Source organism: Streptomyces sp. NEAU-YJ-81, assembly GCF_017592595.1.
In the GTDB taxonomy this organism is placed as follows: Bacteria; Actinomycetota; Actinomycetes; order Streptomycetales; family Streptomycetaceae; genus Streptomyces; species Streptomyces hygroscopicus_B.
The window spans coordinates 160,640-180,372 of the sequence record NZ_JAGFNO010000011.1 but is presented as its reverse complement, the minus strand read 5'-3'; the positions used below and the strand labels follow the sequence as shown (position 1 = coordinate 180,372).

At 71.2% G+C, this 19,733-nt stretch carries 17 protein-coding genes; 6 read left to right on the top strand and 11 right to left on the bottom strand.

The annotated features are described in order from the left end of the window. The first annotated feature begins 3 nt into the window (after window positions 1-3). Window positions 4-1,620 carry a S1 family peptidase gene (locus tag J5X86_RS24295; RefSeq protein ID WP_308124707.1) on the top strand — a complete coding sequence of 539 codons (1,617 nt, stop codon included), beginning with the start codon at window positions 4-6 and terminating at the stop codon, window positions 1,618-1,620. 121 nt (window positions 1,621-1,741) lie between these two features. Here J5X86_RS24295 and J5X86_RS24290 read toward each other — a convergent pair whose 3' ends face one another. Both J5X86_RS24290 and polX read right to left on the bottom strand, forming a co-directional pair. Next, complete coding sequence (locus tag J5X86_RS24290; RefSeq protein ID WP_208518860.1) at window positions 1,742-2,518, bottom strand: uracil-DNA glycosylase; 777 nt, start codon at window positions 2,516-2,518, stop codon at window positions 1,742-1,744. Next, entirely contained in the window at window positions 2,515-4,260 is a 1,746-nt protein-coding gene (gene polX / locus J5X86_RS24285; RefSeq protein WP_208518859.1) for a DNA polymerase/3'-5' exonuclease PolX, read from the bottom strand. Before polX ends, J5X86_RS24290 begins: the two co-directional genes overlap by 4 nt. Before the next feature lie 131 nt (window positions 4,261-4,391). On the opposite strand from polX, the gene J5X86_RS24280 reads away from it, so the two are divergent. The 3 genes from J5X86_RS24280 (at window position 4,392) to J5X86_RS24270 (ending at window position 8,991) form a co-directional block, all read left to right on the top strand. After that, entirely contained in the window at window positions 4,392-5,546 is a 1,155-nt protein-coding gene (locus tag J5X86_RS24280) for a hypothetical protein (protein WP_208518858.1), read from the top strand. A gap of 373 nt (window positions 5,547-5,919) precedes the next feature. Further along, window positions 5,920-8,685 carry an exo-beta-D-glucosaminidase gene (locus tag J5X86_RS24275; RefSeq protein WP_208518857.1) on the top strand — a complete coding sequence of 922 codons (2,766 nt, stop codon included), beginning with the start codon at window positions 5,920-5,922 and terminating at the stop codon, window positions 8,683-8,685. 147 nt (window positions 8,686-8,832) lie between these two features. Next, the gene (locus tag J5X86_RS24270) at window positions 8,833-8,991 is read left to right on the top strand and encodes a hypothetical protein (protein ID WP_014057037.1); all 159 of its coding nucleotides are present in this window, start codon (window positions 8,833-8,835) and stop codon (window positions 8,989-8,991) included. Window positions 8,992-9,076: 85 nt separating this feature from the next. Here J5X86_RS24270 and J5X86_RS24265 read toward each other — a convergent pair whose 3' ends face one another. Then, window positions 9,077-9,787, bottom strand: a complete 711-nt coding sequence (locus tag J5X86_RS24265; protein ID WP_208518856.1) for an HdeD family acid-resistance protein — start codon at window positions 9,785-9,787, stop codon at window positions 9,077-9,079. Between the two features lie 169 nt (window positions 9,788-9,956). Between J5X86_RS24265 and J5X86_RS24260 the strand changes: the two genes are divergently transcribed. Next, entirely contained in the window at window positions 9,957-10,334 is a 378-nt protein-coding gene (locus tag J5X86_RS24260; RefSeq protein WP_208518855.1) for a DUF2267 domain-containing protein, read from the top strand. A gap of 21 nt (window positions 10,335-10,355) precedes the next feature. Here J5X86_RS24260 and J5X86_RS24255 read toward each other — a convergent pair whose 3' ends face one another. From J5X86_RS24255 to bglX, 7 genes are all read right to left on the bottom strand, one after another. Further along, window positions 10,356-10,787, bottom strand: coding sequence for a TIGR03668 family PPOX class F420-dependent oxidoreductase (locus J5X86_RS24255; protein ID WP_078638998.1), 432 nt, complete (start codon window positions 10,785-10,787; stop codon window positions 10,356-10,358). Between the two features lie 16 nt (window positions 10,788-10,803). Further along, complete coding sequence (locus J5X86_RS24250; protein ID WP_208518854.1) at window positions 10,804-11,631, bottom strand: LLM class F420-dependent oxidoreductase; 828 nt, start codon at window positions 11,629-11,631, stop codon at window positions 10,804-10,806. 167 nt (window positions 11,632-11,798) lie between these two features. After that, on the bottom strand, window positions 11,799-12,428 hold the full coding sequence (locus J5X86_RS24245; protein ID WP_208518853.1) for a C39 family peptidase: 630 nt from the start codon (window positions 12,426-12,428) through the stop codon (window positions 11,799-11,801). 46 nt (window positions 12,429-12,474) lie between these two features. Next, window positions 12,475-13,314 (bottom strand): SDR family oxidoreductase, encoded by an 840-nt coding sequence (locus J5X86_RS24240; protein ID WP_208518852.1) that lies wholly within the window; start codon window positions 13,312-13,314, stop codon window positions 12,475-12,477. A 158-nt stretch (window positions 13,315-13,472) separates the two neighbouring features. Continuing rightward, window positions 13,473-14,291, bottom strand: coding sequence for a SigB/SigF/SigG family RNA polymerase sigma factor (locus J5X86_RS24235; protein WP_374229286.1), 819 nt, complete (start codon window positions 14,289-14,291; stop codon window positions 13,473-13,475). Window positions 14,292-14,550: 259 nt separating this feature from the next. Next, window positions 14,551-15,471, bottom strand: coding sequence for an AEC family transporter (locus J5X86_RS24230; protein ID WP_208518851.1), 921 nt, complete (start codon window positions 15,469-15,471; stop codon window positions 14,551-14,553). 186 nt (window positions 15,472-15,657) lie between these two features. Then, window positions 15,658-17,943 carry a beta-glucosidase BglX gene (bglX, locus tag J5X86_RS24225; RefSeq protein WP_208518850.1) on the bottom strand — a complete coding sequence of 762 codons (2,286 nt, stop codon included), beginning with the start codon at window positions 17,941-17,943 and terminating at the stop codon, window positions 15,658-15,660. Between the two features lie 290 nt (window positions 17,944-18,233). Here bglX and J5X86_RS24220 point away from each other — a divergent pair, with 290 nt between their 5' ends. After that, window positions 18,234-18,911: a GntR family transcriptional regulator gene (locus tag J5X86_RS24220; RefSeq protein ID WP_208518849.1), complete on the top strand. Its 678-nt coding sequence runs from the start codon at window positions 18,234-18,236 to the stop codon at window positions 18,909-18,911. Window positions 18,912-18,969: 58 nt separating this feature from the next. Here the strand turns inward: J5X86_RS24220 and J5X86_RS24215 are convergent, their stop codons facing one another. Next, the gene (locus J5X86_RS24215; RefSeq protein WP_078638992.1) at window positions 18,970-19,650 is read right to left on the bottom strand and encodes a GntR family transcriptional regulator; all 681 of its coding nucleotides are present in this window, start codon (window positions 19,648-19,650) and stop codon (window positions 18,970-18,972) included. Between the last annotated feature and the right edge of the window lie 83 nt (window positions 19,651-19,733).

The window sequence follows — 19,733 nt, the reverse complement described above, 5'->3', positions numbered from 1 at the left end:
CGTGTGAACAAGCGGACCCTCGCCATTTCCGGAGCCGCCGTCGCCGCGCTCGGAGCAGCGGCCATTCTGCTGCCCAACGCGAATGCGAACCCGGACGAGACGTCGGGCGCCAAGACCTTCTCGTCCCCGGTCGCGGTGAAGCTCGCGAGGAGCCTCGCCGCGGACCTCGGTGACAACGGCGCGGGCTGGTACTACGACAACGCCAACCGCCAGCTGGTCATGAATGTGGTGGACGAGGACTCCGCCGAGGGCGTCCGGGCCAAGGGCGCCGTGGCGAAGATCGTGACCAACAGCATGGAAGACCTGAAGGCCGCCACCAAGACGCTGAGCAGCGACGCGTCGGTGCCCGGCACCGCCTGGTCCATCGACCCGGTCACCAACAAGGTCCAGGTGACCGCTGACCGGACGGTGACCGGCGCCAAGTGGGCCACGCTGACCAAGGCCACGGACCAGATGGAGGGCACGGTCAGCGTCAAGCGCAGCCAGGGCGAGTTCAAGAAGTTCGACGGCGAGGAGGCGGCCCAGCCCGGCGACAACGGCGGCGCGGGAGCAGGGGATGCCGCGGGTGACGCGGGTGACGCGGGTGACGCGGGTGCCGGGGATGCCGCGGGTGACGCGGGTGCGGCAGGCGGTGCTGATGATGCGGGCGCGGGCGGTGCGGGCGACGCGGGCGCGGGCGGTGCCGGTGATGCCGGTGCCGGAGACGCCGCCGGCGGGGAGCAGGGCGCGGGTGGTGCTGGTGACGCCGGTGGCGGCGGTGACGCCGCGGCCGGAGGGCTCGACGGCGGCGATGCCATCTTCGGCGGTGGCGCCCGCTGTTCGCTGGGCTTCAACGTCAGCGTCGACGGCGCGCCGGGCTTCCTGACCGCCGGCCACTGTGGCAACGCATCCCAGACCTGGACCTCGGACGAGGCCGGCGCCCAGCAGGTGGGCACCGTGCAGGACTCCCAGTTCCCCGCGAGCGACTTCGCGCTGGTGATGTACGACGACGCCACCACCCAGGCGTCCAGCACGGTCGACCTCCAGGACGGCAGCACCCAGGAGATCGGGCGTGCCGTCGAGGCGAGCGTGGGCCTGAAGGTGCAGCGCTCCGGCTCCACGACCGGGGTCACCGACGGCACGGTCACCGGCCTCAACGCCACGGTGAACTACGGCAACGGCGACATCGTCAACGGCCTCATCCAGACCGATGTGTGCGCCGAGCCCGGCGACAGCGGCGGTGCGATGTTCGCCGAGGACGCGGCGGTCGGGCTGACGTCCGGCGGCAGCGGTGACTGCACCCAGGGCGGCGAGACGTTCTTCCAGCCGGTGACCGGCGCGCTGGAAGCCACCGGCGCGGTCATCGGCGCAGGCGACGGCGGCGCCGGTGGCGGCGACGCGGCGGGCGGCGCTGGTGATGCGGCCGGTGGCGCCGGTGATGCGGCTGGCGGTGCCGGTGACGCGGCCGGTGGTGCTGGCGACGCGGCTGGTGGTGCCGGTGATGCAGCCGGTGGCGCCGGTGACGCCGCCGGTGCGGGCAACGCCGGAGCGGGTGACGCGGGTGACGCGGGCAATGCGGGTGCCGGTGCCGCCGCCGGGGCCGGTGACACCGGCAGCGATGCGGGCCAGGGGCTCAACTGATCCGGCCCACCCCATGATCGGAGGCCCCGGGCGCCCTCCTGCCCCAGTGCCCGGGGCCTCCCCTTCCCTCCGCCCGCTGATGGCCCCTGATGGAATCCCGCCCGACGGAATCCCGCGGTGGTCAGGACGGTTCCGGGCCGGAGACCGGAAGCCCGGCCGCCTCCGCCGCTGCGCCGAGCACTTCGCGCAGCATGGCCGGGGTGAGCCGTCCGGTGAAGGTGTTCTGCTGGCTCACGTGGTAGCAGCCGAAGAGCGTGAGCGGCGCCCCGCCGTCGGCCGCCCGCAGTGTGCTTCGCGCGCCGTGCCCGAACACGGGCCGCGGCCGGGGCACGGCCCATCCGGCCGCCTCCAGCGCGGGCAGCACGGCCTGCCAGCCGAACGCGCCGAGCACCACGGCGGACCGTACGGTCGGCCGCAGCAGCCGCAGCTCCCGGGCCAGCCACGGGCGGCAGGTGTCCCGCTCCCCGGGGGTGGGGCGGTTGGCGGGCGGGGCGCAGTGCACCGGTGAGGTGATCCTGACCCCGCGCAGCTCCAGCCCGTCGCCGCGATGGGTGGCGGTGCGCCGGTTGGCCAGCCCCAGGTCGTACAGCGCCGAGTACAGGAAGTCGCCGGCGCGGTCGCCGGTGAACATCCGGCCGGTGCGATTTCCACCGTGGGCGGCCGGTGCGAGGCCCACGATCGCCACCGAGGCGTCCGGTGGCCCGAAGCCGGGCACCGGCCGCCCCCAGTAGTCCCAGTCGGCGTAGGCGCGGCGCTTGGTGCGCGCGGTCTCCTCGCGCCACTCGACCAGCCGTGGGCAGGCACGGCAGTCGATGAGCGCTTCGTCCAGCTCGGCGAGGGTTTCGGCGCCGGGGGCCCGACGGGCGGGGTAGGAGGGCGCGGGTTCGGAAGTGGTCATGTGGAAGGCTGCTGCCCCTTGTCCTTGCGCAGAAAACGCCGCAATCGGGTCAGCGGCCAGGTGTTGATGATGTCGTCCGGGGTGAGCCAGCCCCGCTGCGCCACGCCCACCCCGTATCGCATGTTGTCCAGATCCCGGGTCGAGTGGGCGTCGCTGTCCAGGGCGAACACCACTCCGTACGACTTCGCCCGCAGGATGTTGTCGTCCGACAGATCGAGCCGGTCCGGATGTGCGTTGATCTCCAGCGCGGTGCCGGTGCGGGCGCAGGCGGCGAACACCTCGTCCAAGTCGGCGTCGATACCGGGCCGTTTGCCGATCAGCCGGGTCGTCGGATGGCCGATGACATGGACGTACGGATTCTCGCAGGCCCTCACCAGCCGCCGGGTCATGGCCTTGCGGTCCAGGCCGAACTGGGTGTGCACCGAGGCCACGCACACGTCGAAGCCCTCGAGGAACTCAGGCGGCCAGTCCACGTCTCCCTCGGTGTCGATGTTCAGCTCCACACCGTGCAGCAGCCGGGTGTGCCCGCGTCCGCGCCCCCGGTCGAGCTCGCGCACCCGCTCCCGCTGGGCCAGCATCTTCTCCTCGGTCATCTGCTGCATATACAGCTTGGGCGCGTGATCGGTGATGGCGTAGTACGCGTATCCGCGCCGCTCCGCCTTGGTGATCATGTCCTCCAGCGGTTCCAGCCCATCGGTGAGGTTGGTGTGGGTGTGCAGATCGCCCCGTAGGTCGGACTCCGTGACCAGCTTGGGGAGTTGGCCTTCGAGGGCGGCCTTGACCTCGCCCCGGTCCTCGCGCAGCGTCGGCGGGATCCAGTCCATGCCGAGCCGAGCGTAGACGTCCTCCTCGCTGCGTGAGGCGATGGTCTTGCCGCTCTTGGTCTCGAAGAGGCCGTACTCGGAGAGTTTGAGGCCATGGCGCACCGCGATCGCGCGGACGCGGATGTTGTGCGCCTTCGAGCCGGTGAAGTAGAGCAGCCCCGCGCCCCATGAGTCCAGGGGCAGGACCCGCAGATCCACCTGCAGCCCCTTCGTGGTGCGGATCGATGTCTTCTTCTGGCCGTGTGCGATCACCTCGGAGGTGAGCGGAAGCCCGGTGAACGCCTCCATGAACGGGCCGGATTCCTCCGCCGCGACCAGGATGTCCACATCGCCCACGGTCTCCTTCATCCGGCGCAGCGACCCGGCGTACGCACACCGCCGGCAGCCGCGCACCTTGGACAGGGCGGAGACGATGTCATCGGCCACGTCCATGGCCTCGTCGAGCGGGATGCGGTCGCCCGCGGCGCGCATCAGCGCGATGCCGTGGAGGATGTTCTCCTCCGATTTCGGCCCGAAGCCCTTGAGGTCGCGCAGCCGGTGCTCCTCGATCGCCTGGGCCAGCTGGTCGACCGAGGAGATCTGCAGCTCCTCGTAGAGGATCATGGCCTTCTTCGGCCCGAGCGCCGGGATGGCGGTCAGCTCCCGCACCCCGGCCGGGATCGCGGCGCGCGCCTCCTCGACGGCGGGCATGGTCCCGGTGCGCAGATACTCGACCACCTTGTCGGCGATCGACCGGCCCACATTGGGGATGTCCCGCAGCGCCTTCGCGTCGAACTGCGAGATGTCGGCCGCATGGCCACCGATCGCCCGGGCGGCCTTCTCGTACGCACGCGCCCGGTACGCGTCCCCGCCCGTGATCAGGAGGAGATCGGCGTACTCGCGCAGGAGGGCTTCGACCTCCTCATTGGAGCGAGCCATGCCAGCGATTCTAGTCGTCTCTGGCGAACCCGGTGAGGTGGAGGGATCCTGGTGTCAGGAGCGAAACGGCGATCCGCGGAATTCGGGTCGGCCGGTTCCTGCCCTGTGTGTCCCCGGGTTTGGGGGAGGTCATGGACGTTGGATTCCTGAAGCCGTTGTTCGACCGTGCCGGTCCATGGGCCGGTGTGTACATGGACACCTCCCGCAGCACGGAGGACGCGCCCAGACGGCGCACGCTGCGGGAGCGGTTCGTGGCGGATCAGCTCGCCGAGCAGGGTGCCGACCGCGCCACCTGTGACGCGGTGATCGAGCGGCTGGCCGGTGAGCAGGTGGCCAGGGCGTCCGCGGGGCGGGCGCTGTTCGCGGCGGATGGCGAGGTGGTGCTCGACCTGCCGCTCGCCACGTCCCCGATCGATGTGGTGACGTCCTGGTCGATGCTGCCGCGGGTGGCGCCACTGGCCGCGTTCCGTGGCGAGTGGCCGGCCTGTCTGGTGGCCATCGTCGACCAGGCGGGCGCCGATCTGGAGCTGCGGGACGACACCGGGAGCCGCCCGGCGGGCCGCGCCGCGGGGAGGCGAGCGCATGGCCGGGGCCACCGCTCGGTGCCCGCCGACCGCCACGAGTGGCACTACCGCAACCGGGTCGGGAACACCTGGGAGCTGACCGCCGATCGCGTGGCCGACGAGCTGGTGCGGCAGTGGTCGGACGGCGACGCCGAGTTGCTGATCCTGGCCGGTGATCCGCGCGAGCGCCGGGCCGTACGCGACCGGCTGCCCGAGCCGCTACGGGCCACGACGGAGGAAATGCGCCACGGCAGCAGGGCCTCCGGCTGCTCCGAGCTGCTGAACGTGGAGATCGACCATGCCCGGGCGGAGTACGCCCGCGCCCATCTGGAGTCGGTCCTCGATCTCTTCCGCGCCGGTCGGGGCCGCCCCGGAGGGCCGGGCCCGGGCGGGCACGACGGCAACGGACCGTCGAGCAGCGGGGCCGCGGAGGGGGTGCCCGCGGTCGTGGAGGCCATGCGCAGCCATCAGGCGGCCACGCTGCTGCTGGGGACCGCGGGGGGCGATATGCGCCATGAGGTGTGGATCGGCCCCGACGCCGATCAGCTGGCCGTGCAGCGCTCCCAGGCGCGTGCCATGGGCGTCAGAACACCCGAGGCCGCCCGCGCGGACGACGCGCTGATGCGGTCCGCGGCCGTGGCCGACACCGAGGTGCTGGTGGTGCCCGAGGGACTCCAGGGACCGGCCGGGGGCCTGGGCGCGGTGCTGCGCTGGCACGCCTGAACGAGGCGCGGGGGCCAGGCGCGGAGCGTCAGCGCTCCGCGCCGGTCGTGCTGCGCCGGTCGTGCTGCGCCGGTCGTGCTGCGCCGGTCGTGCTGCGCCGGTCGTGCTGCGCCGGTCGTGCTGCGCCGGTCGTGCTGCGCCGGTCGTGCTGCGCCTGGCCGGTCTGGCCGTGCCGTGCTTGGCCCGCGCCTGGCCGGGCTGACCGCGCCGTGCGTGACCGCGCATGACTGTGGCACCGCGCCCCACCGCGCTATCCGCCGGAAGGGCATTTCTCGGCGGGGCTGGTTGACATGCCTCCCTCAGCTCTCTACCGTCCCTAGATTGTTAGGAAACCTACTTAACCAATGCTCTGCCTGCCTTCAGGGAGACATCCGTGGTCCTCCGTCCGGCACCATCCCGGCGGCGGGCGCGAGCCCGCGTCCGCCGCGCCCTGACCGCCTCGCTCGCCGTCGGCGGCCTCCTTCTCACCGTCTCCCTGACCACGGGCGCCGCGCCCCCGCGCCCCGGGACGGCGGCGGGCGCCCCGGCCCCGGTGACCCGGGTGGGCGGGGCTCCGGGCACCGCGACTCCGCTCGCGGGCTTCGCCACGCAGTCCTCGGCCAAGGTGTCGGACACCCCCGCGGCCATCTCCACGCCCGGCTACCCCACGTCCGGCTGGCACCCCGTGGGGCCCCGGTCGACGGTGCTCGCCGGGCTGCTCAACGCCGGCACCTACCCGGATCCGTTCTACTCGACCAACCTCGAGAAGATCCCGGCCGCCGACTTCGCCGTCCCCTGGTGGTACCGAAGCGACTTCACCGTGGCCGACCCCTCCCGCCGCACCTATCTGGACGTCAGCGGTGTGGTGTCCGCCGCCGATGTGTATGTCAACGGCGTCCAGGCCGCCACCAAGGAGCGGATCGCCGGCGCGTACACCCACCATGAGCTGGACGTCACCGACCTGGTCAAGGCGGGCACCAACACCGTGGCGTTCCGTGTCCAGCCCAACGATCCGCGCAAGAACCTCACGATGGGCTGGATCGACTGGCTGCAGCCCCCACCGGACGAGAACATGGGCATCGTCCGCGATGTGCTGATCCGCCGCGGCGGCCCGGTGGCCCTGCGCGACGCGCATGTGACGACCCGGCTGGACACCGACTCGCTCGCCTCCGCCGAACTCACCGTCAAGGCCCAGGTCCGCAACGACTCCGGCTCCCCGGTCACCGCCACGGTCTCCGGTACGGCCGGCCCCGCGGCCATCAGCCGCACGGTTTCGCTCGCCCCGCACGAGACCAAGGCCGTCACCTTCACCCCCGACGACGTTCCGGAGCTGCGACTGGACCGGCCCAAGGTCTGGTGGCCCGCCGGGATGGGCGATCAGCCGCTGTACGACCTCGGCCTGACCGCCACGGTCTCGGGCACTCCCTCCGACACCGCTCACCACAGCTTCGGCATCCGCGACGTCAAGGCGCCGCTGAACGCCGACGGTGCCCGCCAGTACCGCATCAACGGACGCCCGCTGCTGATCAAGGCGGGTGGCTGGTCGCCCGATGTGTTTCTGCGCTGGGACGCCCGCTCGGTGGAGGACCGGCTGAAGTACACCCTCGACCTGGGCCTGAACACCGTCCGCCTCGAAGGCCATATCGAGCCGGACGAGTTCTTCGACCTCACTGACCGCTACGGCATTCTGACCCTCCCCGGCTGGGAGTGCTGCGACAAGTGGGAGGGCCAGGTCAACGGCGATGAGACGGGGGAGAAGTGGAGCGCCGCCGACTACCCGGTCGCCAAGGACTCGATGGCCGCCGAGGCCGCGCGGCTGCGCGACCACCCCAGCGTCATCTCCTTCCTCATCGGCAGCGACTTCGCCCCCGACGCCACCATCGAGAAGAACTACCTCGACGCCCTCGAGGCGGCGGACTGGCCGAACCCGGTGATCCCCGCCGCCTCCGCCAAGTCCTCCCCGAAGCTCGGCAAGTCCGGCATGAAGATGACGGGCCCCTACGACTGGGTCCCGCCGGACTACTGGTACGCCAAGCGCGAGGGCGGTGCCACCGGCTTCAACTCCGAGACCAGCGCCGGACCCGACATCCCCACCCTGGACACGCTCCGGCGCATGATGTCCCCCAGCGAACTGGAGACCCTGTGGCGGGATCCGTCGGCCAAGCAGTACCACCGGTCCCCGTCGGACACCTTCGGTGACCTCAAGCTCTTCGACAACGCGCTGATCGGCCGCTACGGACCGCCGACCGGGCTGACGGACTATGTGCGCAAGGCGCGGCTCGCACGCTACGAGGCGGTGCGCGCCCAGTTCGAGGCGTACGCGCGCAACTTCTCCGACGCCTCCCGGCCCGCCACCGGTGTCGTCCACTGGATGCTGAACAGCGGCTGGACCTCGCTCCACTGGCAGCTCTTCGACCGCTATCTGGACCAGGGCGGGGCCTACTACGGCGCCAAGAAGGCCAATGAGCCGCTGCACATCCAGTATTCGTACGACTCCCGCTCGGTGGTCGTGGTCAACAACCGGCACACCGCCGCCACCGGTCTCACCGCCCGGGTCAGCCTCTACACCCCCGACGGCACCCGGAAGTTCGACAAGAGCGCCACCGGTCTTCGGGTGCCGGGCGACGGTGGCAAGGCCACCGCGCTCACCGTCCCGGCGAACGTGAGCGGAGTGTCCGGCACCTATCTGGCCAAGCTCCAGCTCACCGATGGCGCGGGCAAGGAGATCGGCCGCAATGTGTACTGGCTCTCCACGGAGCAGGACGTGCTCGACTGGGACAACACCGACTGGTACTACACCCCCACCACCTCGTACGCGGATCTGACCGGGCTCGACGACATGGCCGAGGCACCCGTGTCCGCCACCGCCACCACGACCGGCGGGCCGGACTCCACCGCCACCACGACCGTCACCCTGCGCAACACCGCGAGCCGCGGCACACCGGCGCTGCTCGTGGACGCCCATCTGGTGAACGGCTCGGACACGCCCGTCCTGCCCGTGCGCTGGTCGGACAACGAGGTGAGCCTGTGGCCGGGGGAGTCGGTGACGCTCACCGCCACCTATCGCACGGCGGATCTGGGCGGTTCGGCCCCCTCGGTCCGGATCTCAGGCTGGAACACCGCCACCCGCACCGTCCCCGCGGCGGCCAAATCCCGCTGATCGGCCCCGTCCTGAAATCGTGTCGAAAGGAATTTTTTCGGCGAGTCCGATGCATGGAGCAAGTTCACACTTTTGTATGCTTTCTCCAGCGCGTCGTTCCCCCGTGTCGGACAGTCACTGTCCGTACGTTTACGAAAGGGGCTCCATATGCACACCATGGAGGTTCGCCCACCGGTACCCAGCCGTTCCACCAGCAGATGGCGTCGATACGGCCGACTCGCGGCCGCCAACTTCGTCCGCGGCGCGTCGTACGCCTGCGGCACCGCGGCCATCGGCCTGATGGCGTGGTGGGTGCAGACCCGCTGACCCGCCCCGCCACCCCGTCCCGAGCCGGAGCCCTGACCGTCCCGCACCGTCGCGGCGGCCGTGAGCGGCCATCGCGACGGCCCGGCTACGCCTGAGGATGCGGCTGTGAGCGGAAGCGGGGGAAGTGCAGACCCCGGTGCTCCGCGCGGGGGGCACCGCCGCCGAGATGGGTGCGCAACTGGATGCCGTGCATGATCTCGATGATGCCCAGGGCGAGCAGCCAGATGCCGGCCACCACGGTGAGCGCCGTGATCGAGCCGAAGGGGGCCACGATCAGGATGATCCCACCCAGGATGGTGAGCACACCGAGGAACAGCTGCCAGCCCCGGGCGGGCATGCCCTCACCGGAGACCGCCGTGGCGGTCTGCATCACGCCCCGGAGCAGCCACGCGAAGCCGATCCACAGCGCGAGCAGCAGGATCGACTGGGCCGGACCCCGGAAGCAGAGCAGCCCGAGCAGCACGCTCAGCGCCCCGGTGACGAAGCTCAGCACCCGCAGATGCCTCGGTATATGCGCACCGAAGGCCCCGACAAGCTGGAAGATCCCGCTGATCAGCAGATAGGCGCCGAACAGGGCGCCGACCACCACCAGCGTGGCCCCCGGCCACACCAGCACCATGATGCCCAGCGCGATCGCCACCACACCCGCGGCCACCAGGACCTGCCATGCGGTGTCGGACAGCATGTTCTGCAACGTGGTGTACGGGGTGCCCTCGCCGGGCCGCTCTCCCAGCCGGCCGGAGGGTTCCCCTCTCGGCCGCTCGGCGTCGTGCGGATTGTCGGAGGAGTAAGTCATGGTCGTCCACCTCCTGGGGGAACAGGATGGCCGTAGCCCCACACAGCCATCGTCCCTCCGCGCCCGTCTCCGCGCCTGATGACAAACGGGTAGTGCCTCGCGGGCCGCGGTCACGCATGGCATGGTGGTGGATGAGGCCGTGTCCTGGGCGCGTCATAGGGAGGCCCGCATGGACGACAGGGAGTTCTTCCGGACAGTGGCGGACCGCACCCAGCTCTCACGGCAGGAAGCGGCCGATGTCACCCGCGCCACGCTCGAGACCGTGGCGGCCCGCCTCAGCGCGGGCGAGGCCCGTGATCTCGCCCTGGAGCTGCCCGAACACCTCCGGGAGTCCCTTCAGCGCGGGGAGGGGGACATGGAGATCTTCGACCCCGACGAGTCGATCCGCAGGGTGCATGAGCGCACCGGGCTGTCCGAGCCGGAGGCCGACCGAGGTGTCCGGGCGGTCCTCGCCACCCTCCGGGAGGCCGTCTCCGCCGAGGAGTACGACCACGCCATGTCCCAGCTGGGCAGCGAGTTCGCGAGGATGGCGGAGTCCGCGCGCTGACCCGCCCACGGGCGGCGCGGCTCATCCGGCCCGCCAGCCGCTCCACCGCCCGACGGTGATCTCCACGACCGGCCCGCGCGGCGGCCGGTCCTCGTACTGGACCGGGTAGGTGTCCACGAGCAGCCGGACGTAATCCGAGGACAGCGCCGATTCGTCGGCCGGGGGCAGGACGCGGGCCGTGCCGTCGCCCCGCGCCCACCACAGGTGGTCCCAGTTCTCGTCGTAGTCGTCCACCAGGAGGCATACGGCGGGGTGGGCGCGGATGTTGTCCAGGCGCCTCAGCCGCATTGTCCGCTTCGGCTTGTGGTCGACGGCCGTCACCACCGTGTCGCCGGTCAGCGCGAAGACCACCGGCACCAGATGCGGGCGGTCCTCGGCGCCGACGGTCGCCAGCCGGGCCAGCCTGGCCCGCGCGAAACGCTCGCGCGCCTGCGCGCTCGTCAGCTCCGGCATCGCGGCCCCCGGCGGCTCACCGGAACCGGGCGGCGACCTGGGACATCGCGTCCAGCCGGGTGAGCGTCTCCGCCTCCGGCATCGTCGGCAGATAGAACAGCACCCGCTCCACCCCGATGCGCTGATACCCCTCGACCGCGTCGGCGTCCTCCGGCATCGCGTACACCGTCACCGGCACCTCGCGGCCGGCCACCTCGCGCATCCGCTCGATCTGCGGGCGCAGCTCCTCGGGGGATCCGCTGTTGGCCAGCCAGGCGTCGCCGAGGTCCGCGATCCGCCGGAACGCGGCGTCGCCGCCACCGCCCACATAGATTGGCGGATGTGGCCGCTGGACGGGCTTGGGCCACTGGAAGACGGGGTCGAAGTTCACGAACTCCCCGTGGAATTCGGCCTTCTCCTTCGTCCACAGCTCACGGATGGCCCGCAGCCGCTCGTTCATCAGCCGGCCCCGGGTGGAGGGATCCGTCCCGTGGTTCTCCATCTCCTCACGGTTCCATCCGGCGCCGACCCCGAAGATGGCTCTTCCGTCGGAGACCAGGTCGAGGGAGGCCACTTCGTTGGCGGTGGTGATCGGGTCCCGTTGCACCACCAGGAGGATCCCGGTGCCCAGCAGCAGACGCTGAGTGACCGCGGCGATCGCGGCCAGCGTCACGAAGGGGTCGAGAGTGCGGTAGTACACCTCCGGCAGATCTCCGCCACCCGGATAGGGAGTGCGGCGGTCCACCGGGATATGGCTGTGCTCCGCGATGAAGAGCGAGTCGAAACCGCGCTCCTCCAGGGCCCGCCCCAGCGGGGCGGGCCGGATGCCCTGGTCGGTGACGAACGTGGATACGCCGATTTTCACTGCGGCTCCCTGGGAAGGTGCGTCGATGATCTACGGGAACCACATGGGTACCCGGCCCGGCGGAAACCACAACGGTGCGCACGAGTGACACGGCGTGCCCGCGGCCAGGACCCCGGGACGGCGGATGCCTTGCGACCGGCGCGAGCCCTCGGCCCTACGACCGGCGCTCACCCCGGGCCGAGCAGGACACCCCGCTCCGCGTAGAACCGCCCGAGGTCGGCCCAGGGGACCTCGGCGAAGCGCTGCGAGCCGTCCGGGAAGCCCGACGGGTTGTGTACGAGGAGATGGTCCGGGGTGGCGCCGACGGCCAGCACCAGATGGCCGCCCTGGTGCGGCGGCCGCGGGTCAAGGGTGCGCAGCGAGGGGTGGACGGACAGCATCGCGAGCCGCCCGGCCGCGAGATGTTCCGGCAGCTCCTCGGCCGGCAGCCGCGGCCGGGACTCGGCGAACAGCCCCCAGCGCCGCCGCGCGTAGGCGGCGAACGGAGCGTAGACGAGCCCGTCCACCCGGTCCGGGTGGCGCACATAGGCCCCCGCCTCGACACACTCCTCGGCGAGCGTCACCGCGGGTGGCGCGGTGCCACGCCAGTGGTCCAGGGCCATGCGCAGACACGCCATCCCGCACAGCCGCCACGACCAGAACGCGTACTCCTCCCGGCTCGCCGCCCCGGACTTCTGCCACAGCGGGTCGTCGGCCGCCGACAGGGTGCCCGCGATGATGTCGGGCACCAGGGCGGCCGACTCCCACTGGGCGTAGTAGGGGACGGGATGGGTGAGGGAAACAGGGGCCTCGGACATGTGCGCCAGTCTTCCCGAAATCCGCCCGCCGCGCCGTGGCTCCCGGTCAGCCGCCGGTGGCGAAACCCGGGAAGAGGGTCATGCCGCCGTCGACGTAGATGGTGGTGCCCACCACGTAGTCGCACAGGTCGGAGGCCAGGACCACGGCGGCGTTGGCGATGTCCAGGGGGTCGCCGATCCGGCGGTACGGGATGAGCTCCAGGAGGGCGGTCCGCGCCTCGGGGGTCTGCCAGGCACTGCGGTTGATCGGGGTTTTGATGGCGCCCGGGGCGATCGCGTTCACCCTGATCTTCTGGGGCGCGAACTCCTGGGCCAGGGTCTGTGTCAGCATCGCCACGCCGCCCTTGGACGACGCGTAGTTCACATGGCCCGCCCACGGGATGATCTGGTGGACCGAGCTCATGCAGATGATTTTCCCGGCCGCCCGCGACACCTCCGGGACCACACCGCGCCGCAGGAACTCCTTGATCGCCTCCCTGGCGCACAGGAACTGGCCGGTGAGGTTGACGGAGATGACCTTCTCCCACTGCTCGAGTGTCATCTCGACCGTGGGGGCGTCGCGCTGGAGCCCCGCGTTGGCGACGAGGATGTCGATCGTGCCCAGGCGGTCGACCATCGTGGACACCAGGTCGATGACCTGGTCCTCCTGGGACACATCCGCCTGATGGGCGTAGGAGTGCACACCGTGGCTCTGGATCTCGGTGACGACGGCCTCGGCGGCCGGCCGGTCACTGGCGTAGTTGACCACCACATCCGCGCCGGCCCGTCCCAGGGCGATCGCGGTCGCCTTGCCGATCCCCGAGTTCGCCCCGGTCACCAGCGCCTTCTGCCCCTTGAGGAGTTCCGGGACGTGCACCGGAGGAGGACGCTCGGGATTGGTGTTCACTGGCTTTCGTCTCCTTCGTTTGGGCGTCCGTCACCCGCCGCACCGACCCTCGCAGTCCGTGGGGGGAGCCGCCGCTCCCCACGGCGCCACGGTCACCCACTAAGGCGATGCACATCGTTCCAGCGGCGCAACGCGCGCCCGGCCCGGTCGGCGCCCGCTCAGCGGACCTCGGCCAGCGCCTGGTCGCGCAGTGTCGAGCAGGTGCGGTTGATGAGCCGCGAGACGTGCATCTGCGATATGCCGAGCTGCTCGGCGATCCGGCTCTGTGTCATATCGCAGAAGAAGCGCATGTAGAGGATCTGCCGCTCCCGGTCGGGGAGCCGGCTGAGACCGGGCCGCACGGCCTCGCGGTCCACCACCCGGTCGTACGCGGTCTCCTGGGTGCCGAGCGTGTCGGCCAGGGAGTAGCCGTCGTCGGAACCGGTCAGCTGGGCGTCCAGGGAGAGCGGGGTGAAGCTGCCCATGGCCTCCATACCGGCCCGTACCTCCTTCTCGGTCAGCCCGGTGCGCTCGGCGATGTCCTGGGTCCGCGGCGGCCGGTCGTCCGCTGAATGGGACAGCTCCCGGTGGGCGGCCCGCACCCGGTTGCGCAGGTCCTGGACCCGGCGGGGGACGTGCAGCACCCACAGATGGTCCCTGAAGTGGCGCTTGATCTCGCCGACGATGGTGGGCACCGCGAACCCGGCGAAGGCGGTGCCGTGTTCCGGGTCGTACCGCTTGACGGCCTTCACCAGACCGAGCGCGGCCACCTGCTGCAGGTCCTCCAGGGATTCGCCGCGGTTGCGGTACTGCCGGGCCAGCCGCTCGGCCATCGGCATCCACGCCTCCACCACCCGACGGCGCAATGCCTCCTTCTCCGGCCCGTCGGGGAGACGGGCCATTTCCGCGAACTCGGCGCTGGTGTCGGGCGCGTCGTCATGCGGGTGCTTCGTGGGGCCGGTCTGGGGCCGTGCCATGTCCTGCGTCGCGGTCGTCACGGAACACACCTCCTGCGATGGGCTGACGGGTCACCTGGGACCGGGGGTGCATCGCGGGAGGTTCACGGGGACGTGCTGACCGGCGCGCCGCCGCGGTGTGGAGCAATGCAGACTGCTCCCGCGGTGCGTGCCTACGGTCCGAAGCACGAGTATCCGCCTGCCCTGGGCCCCGGGGGGCAAACAAAGTTCTTCCGGACGGGTCCGCGCGGCGGCACACCGCGGCGAACACCTGCCCCGAGCGGCCGCCGTGGGGCCGGGCTCAGCCCAGCAGCGCGGCGACCGTCATCAGCACCGGTGGTGCGAGCAGCGTGGACAGCAGGATCGACTCACGGGCCAGGATGGTGGCGGTCTCGTACCGCGAGGCGTAGGTGAACAGGTTCTGAGCCGCCGGTAGCGCGGAGGTGACGACGGCGGCGAAGAGCGCCGGGCCGCTCAGCCCGAACACGCCCGCCGCGATGGCCCAGGCCACCACCGGCTGGGCGAAGGACTTCAGCGCCACCGACAGCAGCACCGGCCCGCGTTCCGCGCCGCGCCCGGGGAGTTGAGTGCCCGGCAGCGAGATACCGAACGCCAGCAGGACGGCGGGAACGGCCATGCCGCCCAGCAGTGAGAGCGGTTCGGTGACGGGCCCGGGGATCCGCCAGCCCGCGGCGGACACGAGGACGCCGGACAGCGAGCCGATGACGATGGGGTTGCGGAACGGTGTGGTCAGCCTGCGGATCAGCGAGGGCCGCCGGTCGGGGCGGCTGAGATCGATGACCGTCAGGGCGATCGGGGTCATGACGAGTTGCTGGAAGAGCAGCACCGGGGCGATCAGGCTCGCGTCGCCGAGGACGTACATCGCGATGGGGATGCCGAGGTTGCCCGCGTTCACATAGCTCGCGCACAGCGCGCCGATCGTCGTCCGGCCCACGCTCCACCGCCGTACGGCGCCGACGGCGACGAACGTGCCCGCGACGACGAAGGTGCTCAGGGCGGTCACCAGCAGCGGGGTGGAGATGATGGCGGAGAGGTCGGCCTTGGAGAGCGTGGTGAACAGCAGCGCGGGGGAGGCGATATCGAACGAGAGCTTGGTGAGCACCTCCCGGCCGTGGTCGCCGAGAGAGCGGCGGAGCCCGATGACATAGCCGGTGACGATGATGGCCGCGATGACACCGAAGCCGGTGATCACACCGCCCACTGGGCCTCCAGCCCACCGTGGCCCGCGCGGTGTGCCGCGGGGTCTCGTCCGCTCGTCGTGGTGGTCGAGGGCCAGGGCGCGGCGGTCATCAAGGGCGTCTTCCGGGTGCGTAGCGGTCAGCATGCACCCTACAAGTTAATTCGGCCGCGGCGCTGGTGAAGTCGGTTACCGGCCGCTGGTCAGGGGTCAGGTGATGGTGAGCGTGCGTCCCCGCTTCGCCAGGGAGCTGTTGCCCGCGAAGACCCGGATCTCGCCCTTCTGCAGCAGGAACCTGCCGTGCGGGTCCTGGGTCCAGAAGCCCAGCTCCTCGGCGCTCAGCCGGAAGCGGACGGTGGTGGCCTTCCCGGCGCCGAGGCTGACCCGGCGGAAACCGCTGAGCCTGCGCACCGGTTGCACGATGCTCGCCACCGGATCGCGGATGTACAACTGCACCACCTCATCGCCCTTGCGGCGCCCGGTGTTGCGCACCGCGACCGCGACCTCGACGGTGTCGCCCTTGCGCAGTGCCTCGGCCCGGACGCGGCTGACGCTGAGCCGGGGTTCGCCGATGTCGAAGGTGGTGTAGCTGAGGCCGTGGCCGAAGGGGAACTGGGGCCCGTAGGCCAGGTCCAGATACTTGGAGGTGTAGTGGTTGGCCCGGTCGTAGGGGCGTCCGGTGTTCTCGTGGTTGTAGTAGATGGGGATCTGCCCGACCGTGCGCGGGAAGGTCACCGGGAGCTTGCCACCGGGGTTCACGGTGCCGAAGAGCACGTCCGCGATGGCGTTGCCGCCCTCGAGCCCCGGATGCCATGCCTGCAGCACGGCGGGGGTGCGGTCCAGCCAGTCGCCCATCGTCAGCGGACGTCCGCTGAGCAGCACCACCACGAACGGCGCGCCGGTGTCCGCGATCGCGGTGATCAGCCGCTCCTGCCGGCCGGGCAGTCCGAGGTCGCTGCGTACCGACGCCTCCCCGCTGAGCGTCGCCGCCTCCCCGACCACCACCACGGTCACATCGGTCGCCCTGGCCGCCGAGGCCGCCCGGGCGATGCCCCGGGTGCTCCGGCCGGAGGCGTCCACGCCTTCGACATGGCTGACACTGGCCTTCGGCGCCGCGTCCTTGACCGCGTCCAGGACGGTGACCGGGCGGAACGCGTCGGCCCACGTCCCGGCCCAGGAGCCGCGCAGGTCGGTGGAGTCGGCGAAGGGCCCGACGACGGCGATGGAGCCCGATCGGTCCAGGGGGAGCGTGGACTTCTCGTTCTTGAGCAGCACCATGGTGCGCCCGGCCGCCTCGCGCGCCGCCGCCCGGGATGCCTTCGTGGGCCCGGCGATCGCCGTCTCCTCGTCCGCGTAGGGGTGCTCGAAGAGCCCGAGCCGGAACTTCAGGCGCAGGATGCGGGCCACCGCGTCGTCCAGCCGGTCGGTGGTGATCTGCCCGCTGCGCAGCAGCCGCTTGCCGTACTCGTTGATGGTGGTGCTGGCCATCTCCATGTCGATCCCGGCGTTGAAGGCCAGTCGGGCCGCGTCGGAGCGGTCGGCGGCATAGCCGTGGACGATCATTTCCTGGACGCCGTTGTAGTCGCTGACGACGAAGCCGCGGAAGGCCCACTCCTCCTTGAGGATTTCGGTCAGCGCATGCCGGTAGCCGTGCGCGGGGACCCCGCTGACGGTGTTGAAACTCGCCATGACGGTGGCCACTCCGGCGTCCAGGGCCGCCCTGAACGGGGGCAGGTAGAAGTTGCGCAGCCGGGCCTCGGAGACGTCCACCGTGTTGTAGTCGCGGCCGCCCTCGACACCCCCGTAGGCGATCATGTGCTTGGCACAGGCCGCGAGGCGGTGCCGGGAGCGGAGGTCGTCGCCCTGGTAGCCGCGGGTCTTGGCGGCCGCGAGCGCCGCCGCCAGATACGGGTCCTCGCCGTCGCCCTCGGCGATCCGCCCCCAGCGCGGTTCATGGGTGACGTCCATCATCGGGGAGAACGCCCAGTGCACACCGTTGGAGCGGGCCTCCCTCGCCGACACCTCCGCGTCCCACTCGGCCACCGCGGGGTCGAAGGCGGCGGCCTGGCCGAGGGGGATGGGGAAGGTGGTCCACATGCCATGGATGACATCGAGGCCGAAGATCAGCGGAATGCCCAGCCGGGACTTCTCGACGGCCATCCGCTGCAGGGTGTTGGTGGTGCGGGCCCCGTAGATGTTGAGCACGGAGCCGAGCCTGCCCCTGCGGGCCGCCTTCTCCGCGGCGGCGGTCTGCCCGCCGCCGGGTCCGGTGTCGCCGGTCCAGGCGAACTGCTGGAGCTGGCCGAGCTTCTCGTCGATGGTCATCCGCGCCATCAGGGCCCGGATCCTGGTCTCGTACGGGCCGGATTCCGGCCCCGGCCGGGGCGCGTCGGAGGAGGGGGCGGGCGGGGCCTGGGCACGGGCGGTCGCGGCCTTGCCCGCGATGGCCGTCCCTCCGGCCGCGGCGAGCACCGTACGTCTGCGCACATCATTCATGGTCTTCGTCCTGGCCTTCGGCGATCTGTTGTCCCCGAGTCCGAGTTCCTCAAGACCATGCTGGTCACGACCCTGTGCGGGATGTGGGCCGCCACCTTGGCCGTGGGTCTTCTGCCAACGTACGACAGGATCGGCGTCCGGGCTCCCGGTGCGTCCTGGGCCGTGCGTGCGGGCGCCCTGCTGTCCGCACTGTTTCCGGGACTGTTCCGGGCGAGGCGCCGGAGGGCGATAATGAGGTCAACGGTTAACCGTTGACCAGTGCCGGTCCACCCGCCGGAAGGAGCCCGCCGGTGCCCATCACCTCGCTGCAGCAGCAGTCCCTCGGCGATCTGGTCGCGCATGAGCTGCGTGTCCTCATCATTTCAGGACGGCTGCGCCCCGGCACCCATCTTGTCGAAGGTGCCCTCGCCGAGCAGTACGACGTCAGCCGCGGCCCGGTGCGGGACGCGCTGCGTCACCTGGAGGCCGAGGGGCTGGTCGAGGCGCGCCGCCGCGGGGTCTTCGTCACCGGGCTCACCGAGGACGACGTCGACGAGCTCTACACCCTGCGGGAGTCCCTGGAGGCGCTCGCCCTCACCCTCGCCATCGGCCGGGCGGGACCCGGCGACTGGGAGCCCGCCGAGCGTTTCGTGCGGGACATGCGCGACGCCGCGGACCGCTCCGCCGCCGGTGACTTCGCCCTCGCCGACCTGAAGTTCCACTCCCAGTTCTATGTGCTCTCCGGACACCGCAGGCTGCTGGCGGTCTGGGAGCAGTACCGCCCCACCTTCGGTGTGATCCTCGACGTCACCAACGCCCAGGACGTCGATCTGCGCCCCTCCGCCGAGGCCCATGTCGACCTGCTGGCGACCGTGCGCGCCGGTGACGTCGAGCACGCCGCCACCACCCTGCGCGAACACCTCCTCGGCGCCAGGAACCGGCTTCGTGCCGCGCTGCGCTCCGCACGCGCGGCGGCCGACCAGGGGTGAACCGCCCGTCCCCGGAGGGGCATCGCCACCGGGTCGGCCAAGGGCGCCGCGGCCCGCGTCAGGCCCGGCGCTCGTCCATGCCCGCCATCAGGGCCTGGTGGCTCATCCGCACATGCTCCCGCATCACCCGCTCCGCGCCGTCGCCGTCCTTGGCCTGGATCAGGTTGAGGACGCGATGGTGCTCATCGTCGGACTCGTCCAGCCGGCCGGGCCGGGACAGCGAGGTGCGCACCAGCCGGGCGTAGGCCAGCTGGTTCATCAGGGTGCGGTAGTGCGCCTCCAGCTTGCTGTTGTCCGCGCCCACCACGATCAGATCGTGGAACTCGTGGACCAGCGCCGCGTATTGCTCGGCGTCACCGTCCCGCACTGCCGCGTCGGCCGCCTTCATATTGGCCTCCAGCCGCTCCACTTCCGGTACGTTCCCGCGGAAGGCGAGGAGCCGGGCGGCGGCGCCCTCCAGCAGCTCCTTCATCTGGAACAGCTCGGTCAGCTCGCGCCGGGACGGTACGGCGACAAACGTTCCGACCCGTGGCCGCACCTCGACCAGCCCCTCGATCTGGAGCTGCTTGAGGGCCTCGCGGATGGGTGTCCGGCTGACGCCGAAGGTCTCGGACAGCGCCATCTCGGAGAGGCTGGAGCGGGGCGGCAGTTCACCACTGATGATCATCTGCCGCAGCTCTTCGGCGACCCTCGCCTGCATGCTGGTCTGCTGAAGCCGCTTTCCGGTGGGTTGTTGCATGGCACGTGACCCTAGGGGCGGCCGTCGCTTCCCGTCAACTGAGGAGTCGCATAGGCCGGCCGGGGATGCGCTCGGGTGTTGTG